Below are 8,359 nucleotides of genomic sequence, written 5' to 3' on the forward strand. Positions count from 1 at the left end.
CCCGCCGCGCGTCCCGCGACGCCCGAACCCGCCGTGGCGCAGGCGCCCGAGGAGGCAACGGCCGAGACGCACGAGGCCGACGAGGATGCCGATACGCGCCCCGAGAGCCGGCCGTTGACCGCCAAGCGGGGCGAGCCGCGCCGCAAGCTGCGGATCGCGCCCCCGCGCGAGGACCCGGCCATCGCCGCGCCCGTGCGCAAGCTGTTCGCCGGACCGCCGCGCGTGCACGCGGTCGAGACGCATCCGAACGACCCGTCCCTGCGCGGCGAAGGCAGCCTGCGGGCCACCCGCCGGACGGACGAGGATCGCTAGCGCCCGGCGCGTGGCCGCGCGATCAGGGCGCGAGGTCGAGCGACAGGGCGTGGATGCTGGCCACGAGGTCGGCGCCCAGCGCCGAATGCACCGCGCGGTGCCGCGCGATGCGGCTTTGGCCGGCGAAACGTTCCGAGCGGATGACCACGTGGAAGTGGCTTTCGCCGCCCTCCTGGAAGCCGGCGTGGCCCCTGTGGCTTTCGCTGTCGTCGATCACGCTCAACTCGCGCGGCTCGAAGGCCTCGCGCAGCCGCGTCTCGATCTTCTGCGTCTTCGACATTTTTCGTCCTGCCCCCTGTAAAACCCGGACCCATAGTCTAAACTCCGGCGTCCGAGTCGAAAAGAGGTGAGCCCATGAGCAGACCAGACCCCTTCGGTTTCGACATGTCCATCAAGTCGGCCAAGAAGAAGAATCCGCGCGGCCGGCGCGGCATGTCCGGGGAACAGGAGACGTCGACGCGCGTCTGCGACCACGCGGGCTGCGAGGAGCCGGGCAAGTTCCGCGCGCCCAAGGCGCCGGACGTGCTGGATGACTTCTACTGGTTCTGCAAGGACCACGTGCGCGAGTACAACGCGCAGTGGAGCTTCTTCGACGGCAAGACCGAGGCCGAGATGAACGCGCAGTCGAGCGCCGACAAGGTCTGGGACCGGCGCACCAAGGACTGGCGCGACCCCGAGGCCAAGGCCTGGGCGCGGCTGGGCATCGAGGACCCGCACCAGGTGCTGGGCGACAATGCCACGCGCAACCCCGGCCGCAAGAAGGCCGGCGGGCGCCGCCTGCCGCCGACCGAACGCAAGGCGCTGGAGATCCTAGAGGCCGAGGACAACTGGACCAAGGCCGAGATCCGCCGGTCGTACAAGGCGCTGATCAAGGTGCTGCACCCCGACATCAACGGCGGCGACCGCAGCCAGGAGGACCAGCTGCAGCAGGTGGTCTGGGCCTGGGACCAGCTGAAGGACAGCCGCAGCTTCAAGTGAGTTCCTTACAGTATCGGGACGGCCGGGCGCTTGCCCAGCACCCTTGCCCATGACAAACTTTCCCGCACGGGAATTTGTTGATCGTACGGGGGATGTATGGGTTACAAAGAGGTTCTACCGATCTGGTGGAGCATTGTGTGGCGAGGCACGCTGGTCGGCTTTCTTGCGGGTTTTGTCGCGGGCGCCATCATCGGCTTCGCCTTCACGATTATGGGGTATGCCGAGGTTGTGGCACCCCTTTCCAGCGGCGCGGGATTGATGCTCGGAATTCTGGCAAGTCTCTGGGCAACCAAGTCGGCGCTGAACAAGCACCGCCTGCGCCCCGAGTCGATCGCCGCATAGGAAACGGCACGCGTGAACCCGAAGGGTTCGGCGACGGCCACGGACAAAAAAGGACCGCGACTTTCCAAGCCGCGGTCCAATTTGTCGTCCAGAATTGCTATCCAGATAAGACGGGCCTTGGAAATCAGGCGGAAGCCTCGCGGAAAACCAGGCTCACCCCGTTGATGCAGTGCCGCAGGCCGGTGGGCTCGGGGCCGTCCTCGAAGATGTGGCCCAGGTGCGAGCCGCAGTTCGAGCAGTGGCATTCGGTGCGGACCATGAAGAACGAGCGGTCGGGCTTGGTCTCGACCGCGGCGTCGTCGATCGCCTGCCAGTAGCTGGGCCAGCCGGTGCCGCTGTCGAACTTGTGCTCGGACGAGTAGAGCGCCTGGTCGCAGCCGCGGCAGACATAGGTGCCGGGCGTCTTGAGGTCGTGCAGCGGCGACGAGAAGGCGCGCTCGGTGCCTTCCTCGCGCATGACCTTGTATTCGAGGTCGGAGAGCATGGCGCGCCACTCCTCCTCGGTCCGGGAGACGGGAAAGTTGCCTTGTGCGGCATTGGCGGACCCGCGGCCGAGACCGAACGGCGCGAGCGCCGCCAGCGACAGGGCGGCTGTCGAGAACAGGAAATGTCTGCGTGTCATGGCGTGCTCCTTCGTTTGCGTAAAAAGATGCGCATCCGGCGCGCGCGCGACAAGGCGGGGTGTCAACACGATCGCGCGAACGTGCCGGCGGCGCGGGCTTCGGGGGGTGGGCCCGCGCCGCCGGGGGCGGGCTTATTGCTGCGGCAGCAGGACGCGGTCGATGACGTGGATCACGCCGTTCGACTGGCGCACGTCGGCGATGGTGACCTCGGCCTCGCGGCCGTTCTCGTCGACGAGGACGATGGCGTTGCCGACCATCTTGGCCTGAAGGGTGCAGCCGCCCACGGTGGGGATCGCGTGCATGCCGCCGTCGTCCGAGATCATGCCGGCGATGGCGTCGGACATGGCACTGGTGGCGACCACGTGGCAGGTCAGGATCTGCGCCAGCTGCGCCTTGTTGCGGTCCATCATAAGCGCGCTCAGGCTGTCGTCGGCGATGCGGTCGAAGGCGGCGTCGGTGGGCGCGAAGACGGTGAACGGGCCTTCGGAGTTCAGCGTGTCCACGAGGCCGGCCTGCTGCACGGCGGCGACCAGCGTCTCGTGGTCGGCCGAGTTCACGGCGTTCTCGACGATGGTGCGGCTGGCGAACATCTCGGCGCCGCCGACCATCGGGTTCTGCATCTGCGCGCTTGCGGTGCCTGCGACCAGTGCCGCGACGGCGAAGGTGGTGAAACGTGTCATGTGGTTCTCCCTGTCTGCATCCGGCGCGATTGCCGGACATGCCCCAGACACGGAGGTCCGCGCCGGGCAGTTTCAGGATTCGCCTGACGCCGCTTCACGGGTGCGTGATCTCTCTCGGCACGCGCGCGGGCGGGGCGCGGGGCGGCGATCAGCTCGGGATCGGCACCCCGGCCGCCTGCACCGGGCCGGTCGGCGCGCCGGTGGGCGAGCCGCCCGGCGGTTCGAGCGACACCGCCAGCACCCCACCGCGCACCTGCAGGGCCATCGCGTCCGACAGCACGACCACATGGTCGCCGCCCGGCGACATCACGCCGAGCGAGATCGGCGCCTCGCCCTCGGGGATCAACCAGAGTTGCAGCGCGCCGTCGTCCGGCACGCTGCCGGCATCGAGTTCGACCGAGATCGTGTGCGTCGGCGGGTCGATCTGCACCGCGAAGGCAAGCTGGCTCTCGACCGGTTCGAGCCGGGCGAAGATCAGCGGCGATTGCTGCTGCAGCAGATCGGCGGTCGACACGACGAAGGCGATGACCGCGCCGGCCACCGCGCCGATCGCGTAGGGCAGAAGCTGGCGCCAGAAGCCGCGCCGCCCGGCCGGCGCGAAGCGCGCGGCCTCGATCCGCCGCCAGACCCGTTCGGGCGGGGCGACGGGGTCGACGGAATCGGTGAAGGCGGCGAAGGATTCCTCCCACGCGACGACCTCGGCCTCGAGCGCGGGATCCTCGCGCAGGCGCGCCTCGAAGGCGCGGGCCTCGTCGTCGGACAGCAGGCCCAGCGCGTATTCGGCGGCCGCGGCCTCCCGGCCGCCGGGCAGATCGGTGTCGTCGTCGGCGCTCATCGGCTCAGACACTCCCTCAGCTGCATCAGGCTGCGGCGCAGCCAGGTCCGGACGGTGTTCAGCTTGACGCCCGAGACGCGGGCGATGTCGGCATAGGTCAAGCCATCGAGATAGGCGCCGCGTACCATCGCCGCGCGCGTGGCGGGCAGTTCGGCGAGGCACGCGTCGAGCACGCGCGTCTCGTCGCGGGCGACGGCCTGCGCCTCGGGGCCGGGGCCGGGGTCGAACAGGGTGTCGGCCTCGGAGACCGGGGCCGCCTCGCCCGAGGAGCGCGCCCGCCGCAGCCGGTCCACGGCCGCGTTGCGCGTGATGGTGATCAGCCAGGTCATCGGCGAATATCCGTTGGAGCGGTAGCGGCCGGCATTGTCCCAGACCTTCAGGAACACCTCCTGCAGGACATCCTCGGCCGCTGCCTCGTTGCGGCACACACGCAGCGCGACGCCGAAGAGTTTCGCCGAGGTCCGGTCGTAGAGCGCGCGGAAGGCCCCGCGATCGCCCATCGCGACGCGGGCGATCATCGCCTCGATCTCGTCCAGCGGTGTCATGCGGGCCCCACGCGCTTCCCCTTGCCCCTGTCGACGATATGTTGCACCAGAGTGGCAACCCCGGGCACCAGCGGTGCCATCTTGATGACCGACGAAGGACACGAGGACCATGGCGAACGGTGCGATCGATATCAACGCGAAACCGACCGAGGAAATCTCGGTCCGCGAAGTGTTCGGGATCGATACCGACATGATCGTGCACGGTTTCCCCGAGCGGACCGACCGCGTGCCCGAGATCGACAGCACCTACAAGTTCGACCCCGACACGACGCTGGCGATCCTGGCGGGCTTCCGCAACAACCGCCGCGTGATGATCCAGGGCTACCACGGCACCGGCAAGTCGACGCACATCGAACAGGTCGCCGCCCGGCTGAACTGGCCCGCGGTGCGCGTGAACCTCGACAGCCACATCAGCCGGATCGACCTGATCGGCAAGGACGCGATCAAGCTGAAGGACGGGGTGCAGGTCACCGAGTTCCAGGAAGGCATCCTGCCCTGGGCGCTGCGCAACCCCGCCGCGATCGTGTTCGACGAATACGATGCCGGCCGCGCGGACGTGATGTTCGTGATCCAGCGCGTGCTGGAGACCGACGGCAAGCTGACGCTGCTGGACCAGAACGAGGTGCTGACGCCGCACCCGTATTTCCGCATCTTCGCCACCGCCAACACGGTGGGCCTGGGAGACACGACGGGCCTCTATCACGGCACGCAGCAGATCAACCAGGGCCAGATGGACCGCTGGTCGCTGGTCGCGACGCTGAACTACCTGTCGATCGACGCCGAGACCTCGATCGTGCTGTCGAAGGCGCCGCACTACAACACCGAGAAGGGCCGCCGCCAGGTGCGCCAGATGGTGACGGTGGCCGACTTCACCCGCCGCGCCTTCATGAACGGTGAGCTGTCGACGGTGATGTCGCCGCGCACGGTGATCGCCTGGGCGCAGAACGCCGAGATCTTCCGCGACCTGGGCTATGCGTTCCGGGTGTCGTTCCTCAACAAGTGCGACGAGCTCGAGCGCCAGACCGTGGCCGAGTTCTACCAGCGCTGCTTCGACGAGGAACTGCCGGAAAGTGCCGCGCGCCTGTCGATGGCCTGACGGGCTGAGGGCGCGACCCGTGGTACACGGAGTGCCCGAAAAACACCCCATGTGGGTGTCGGCAAGACTTTTTACACAACACTTGCCGTTCCGTTAACGGATTCCAGCCGGGCCGTTAACCATTTTCAAACGGTTGTGCGGAATTCTTTTCCGCATGAAACCGATCCGTCTCTCTCTGTTCGCCCTCGCCGTGGTCTGCGTCAGCGCCCCGGTGCTGGCCATGCCTCTCGACCCCGGTGAACGGGCGAAGGCCTTCGCGACCTGCCTCGGCCGCTATGCGGCGGCCGCGGAATATGCAGCCCGGACGGGCGCGGATGCCGACACGCCCGCCGCGCGGCGCGAGATGTTCGCCGACCTGCTCGAGGCGGTGACGCCCGGCAGCGGCGTGCGGCCGTCCAGCCTGTCGCGCTACCGGCTGGGCGCGAAGAACGCGCAGGCCCGGCTGTTCCGGATGTCGCTGTCCACGCAGGACGCCGTCCGCGCGCGCACCGCGGCCTCGGTCGCGCGGCGCGAAATGAGCATGTGCGACCAGCTGATCCTGGGCTGACAGACGCACGGCGCGCCGGGGCGGGCTGACGGGCGCGTGGGGGCGCGCCCCGACGCCCGCCCCGGCGGCGCATTCGCCCCCGCCCCGCGCGCGCCGGCCACTGGCCTTCGCCCGCGCGAGGGTCTAGGTTCGTCCCGATCCCAGGGATGGACCGACCATGGCGCACAATTCCGACAACCCCGCCGATCCGTTCAAGAAGGCGCTGGCCGAAGCCACCAAGGTGATGGCCGACGACCCCGAGCTTTCGGTGAGCTACACGGTGGACCCGTCCGGTGTCTCGGGCGACGCGATGCGGCTGCCGCAGGTGTCGCGCCGGATGAGCCGCGACGAGGTGCTGCTGGCGCGCGGCACAGCCGACGCGCTGGCGCTGCACCGCCGCTACCACGACACCGGCACGCATGCGCGCTACGCCCCGCCGGGCGACATGGCGCGCGAGCTCTACGAGGCGATGGAGACCGCCCGCTGCGAGGCGATGGGCGCGCGCGACATGCCCGGCACGGCCGGCAACATCGACGCCAAGATCGGCCACGATGCCGCGCGCAAGGGCTACGGCCAGATGCGCGACGTGACCGAGGCGCCGCTGCCGGCGGCCGCGGGCTACCTGATCCGGCAGCTGGCCACCGGGCGCGACCTGCCGCCCGACGCGGCCAACGTGCTGAACCTGTGGCGCGACCGGCTGGAGGGCCAGGCCGGCCAGACGCTGTCCGGGCTCGAGGACACGCTGCGCGACCAAGCGGCCTTCGCGAAGTTCGCGCGGCGGATGATCACCGACCTGGGCTATGGCGACCAGCTGGGCGACGATCCCGACGAGCTCGACGACGAATCCGACGAGGAAGGCAGCGACGACGACAGCCAGGATCAGGAACAGCCCGACAGCACCGGCGACGACGACGACACCGAGCAGGATTCCGAGGCCAGCCCCGAGCAGAGCCAGGAGGACACCCAGGACGCGAGCCAGGCCCAGGTCAGCATGGACGAGATGGCCGACCAGGAAGAGGGCCAGGAGACCGAGATGCCCGAGGGCGAGGCGCCGCACGAGCCGCCCGGCCCCGCGCCGGTGTCCGAGGCCGATCCGACCTACACCGTCTACAGCAACGAGTTCGACGAGGAGATCGCCGCCGAGGACCTGGCCGAGCCGGTCGAGCTGGAGCGGCTGCGCGCCTATCTCGACCAGCAGCTGGAGCCGCTGAAGGGCGCGGTTGGCCGGCTGGCGAACAAGTTGCAGCGCCGTCTGCAGGCGCAGCAGAACCGCAGCTGGGAGTTCGACAAGGAAGAGGGCGTGCTCGACGCCGGGCGGCTGGCGCGCGTGGTCGCCAACCCCACGACGCCGCTGTCGTTCAAGGTCGAGAAGGACATGGAGTTCCGCGACACGGTGGTGACGCTGCTGCTGGACAATTCGGGGTCCATGCGCGGGCGGCCGATCAGCATCGCGGCGATCTGCGCCGACGTGCTGGCGCGCACGCTCGAGCGTTGCAACGTGAAGGTCGAGATCCTCGGCTTCACCACCCGCGCCTGGAAGGGCGGGCAGGCGCGCGAGGCCTGGCTCAATGGCGGGCGCGAGCAGCAGCCCGGCCGGCTCAACGACCTGCGCCACATCATCTACAAGCAGGCCGACGCGCCCTGGCGGCGCACCCGCGCGAACCTGGGCCTGATGATGAAGGAAGGCCTGCTGAAGGAGAACATCGACGGCGAGGCGCTGGAATGGGCGCATCGCCGCATGGTCGGCCGCCCCGAGGCGCGGCGCATCCTGATGGTGATCTCGGACGGCGCGCCGGTGGACGATTCGACGCTGTCGGTGAACCCGGCGAACTACCTCGAGAAGCACCTGCGCGACGTGATCGCCATGGTCGAGCGCCGCAAGCAGGTCGAACTGCTGGCGATCGGCATCGGCCACGACGTGACGCGCTACTACAACCGCGCGGTGACGATCACCGACGTGGAACAGCTGGCCGGCGCGATGACCGAGCAGCTGGCGGCGCTGTTCGACAGCGACCCGCGCGCGCGGGCGCGCTTTTCCGGGATGAAGCGCGCGTCCTGAGCGGGGTCCGGGGGCGCGGCCCCCGTCCGCCGTGCGGACTCCCCCGGAGTATTTCGGCCAAAGTGAAGACGCGCGGGCGCGCCCGCGCAGAGACGAGGGAAGCATGTTCCAGGATTTCGGTGTCAGATCGTCGCCCGAACAGGGCGTGGCGCGGCTGGCCGCCCTGCGCGAGGCGATGGCGGCAGAGGGGCTGGACGGTTTCGTCGTGCCGCGCGCCGACGCGCACCAGGGCGAATACGTCGCGCCGCGCGACGAGCGGCTGGCCTGGCTGACCGGGTTCACCGGCTCGGCCGGCTGGTGCGTGGCGCTGCGCGAGCGGGCGGCGATCTTCGTCGACAGCCGCTACACCGTGCAGGCGCGCGC

The 8,359-nt window shown here is 69.4% G+C and carries 12 protein-coding genes; 7 read left to right on the forward strand and 5 right to left on the reverse strand.

Going from position 1 to position 8,359, the window contains the following annotated elements; genetic code table 11:
• Positions 1–312 (forward strand): hypothetical protein (locus ACFDTC_RS14425; protein ID WP_375259585.1); only part of this gene is annotated, 312 nt, incomplete at its 5' end.
• 22 nt (positions 313–334) lie between these two features.
• Here ACFDTC_RS14425 and ACFDTC_RS14430 read toward each other — a convergent pair.
• Positions 335–592 (reverse strand): BolA family protein, encoded by a 258-nt coding sequence (locus ACFDTC_RS14430; RefSeq protein WP_375259586.1) that lies wholly within the window; start codon positions 590–592, stop codon positions 335–337.
• A 74-nt stretch (positions 593–666) separates the two neighbouring features.
• Between ACFDTC_RS14430 and ACFDTC_RS14435 the strand changes: the two genes are divergently transcribed.
• Both ACFDTC_RS14435 and ACFDTC_RS14440 read left to right on the forward strand, forming a co-directional pair.
• Positions 667–1,290, forward strand: a complete 624-nt coding sequence (locus tag ACFDTC_RS14435; RefSeq protein ID WP_375259587.1) for a J domain-containing protein — start codon at positions 667–669, stop codon at positions 1,288–1,290.
• 96 nt (positions 1,291–1,386) lie between these two features.
• A complete protein-coding gene (locus ACFDTC_RS14440; RefSeq protein ID WP_375259588.1) occupies positions 1,387–1,632 on the forward strand; it encodes a hypothetical protein in 246 nt (81 codons plus the stop codon).
• Positions 1,633–1,756: 124 nt separating this feature from the next.
• Here the strand turns inward: ACFDTC_RS14440 and msrB are convergent, their stop codons facing one another.
• The 4 genes from msrB to ACFDTC_RS14460 all read right to left on the reverse strand — a co-directional run bounded on the left by msrB (position 1,757) and on the right by ACFDTC_RS14460 (position 4,315).
• Entirely contained in the window at positions 1,757–2,254 is a 498-nt protein-coding gene (msrB, locus tag ACFDTC_RS14445) for a peptide-methionine (R)-S-oxide reductase MsrB (RefSeq protein WP_375259589.1), read from the reverse strand.
• A 132-nt stretch (positions 2,255–2,386) separates the two neighbouring features.
• The gene (locus ACFDTC_RS14450) at positions 2,387–2,935 is read right to left on the reverse strand and encodes a fasciclin domain-containing protein (RefSeq protein ID WP_375259590.1); all 549 of its coding nucleotides are present in this window, start codon (positions 2,933–2,935) and stop codon (positions 2,387–2,389) included.
• 148 nt (positions 2,936–3,083) lie between these two features.
• On the reverse strand, positions 3,084–3,770 hold the full coding sequence (locus tag ACFDTC_RS14455) for an anti-sigma factor domain-containing protein (protein WP_375259591.1): 687 nt from the start codon (positions 3,768–3,770) through the stop codon (positions 3,084–3,086).
• Entirely contained in the window at positions 3,767–4,315 is a 549-nt protein-coding gene (locus ACFDTC_RS14460; RefSeq protein ID WP_375259592.1) for a sigma-70 family RNA polymerase sigma factor, read from the reverse strand. Before ACFDTC_RS14460 ends, ACFDTC_RS14455 begins: the two co-directional genes overlap by 4 nt.
• Before the next feature lie 109 nt (positions 4,316–4,424).
• Between ACFDTC_RS14460 and cobS the strand changes: the two genes are divergently transcribed.
• From cobS to ACFDTC_RS14480, 4 genes are all read left to right on the forward strand, one after another.
• Entirely contained in the window at positions 4,425–5,411 is a 987-nt protein-coding gene (cobS, locus tag ACFDTC_RS14465; protein WP_375259593.1) for a cobaltochelatase subunit CobS, read from the forward strand.
• Positions 5,412–5,565: 154 nt separating this feature from the next.
• Entirely contained in the window at positions 5,566–5,958 is a 393-nt protein-coding gene (locus tag ACFDTC_RS14470; RefSeq protein ID WP_375259594.1) for a hypothetical protein, read from the forward strand.
• A 157-nt stretch (positions 5,959–6,115) separates the two neighbouring features.
• Positions 6,116–7,996 carry a cobaltochelatase subunit CobT gene (gene cobT, locus ACFDTC_RS14475; protein ID WP_375259595.1) on the forward strand — a complete coding sequence of 627 codons (1,881 nt, stop codon included), beginning with the start codon at positions 6,116–6,118 and terminating at the stop codon, positions 7,994–7,996.
• A gap of 103 nt (positions 7,997–8,099) precedes the next feature.
• Positions 8,100–8,359, forward strand: a 260-nt coding sequence (locus ACFDTC_RS14480; protein WP_375259603.1) for an aminopeptidase P family N-terminal domain-containing protein, incomplete at its 3' end; no start/stop codon positions are given.

It is taken from the genome of Citreimonas sp. (assembly GCF_042096055.1).
In the GTDB taxonomy this organism is placed as follows: domain Bacteria; phylum Pseudomonadota; class Alphaproteobacteria; order Rhodobacterales; family Rhodobacteraceae; genus Citreimonas.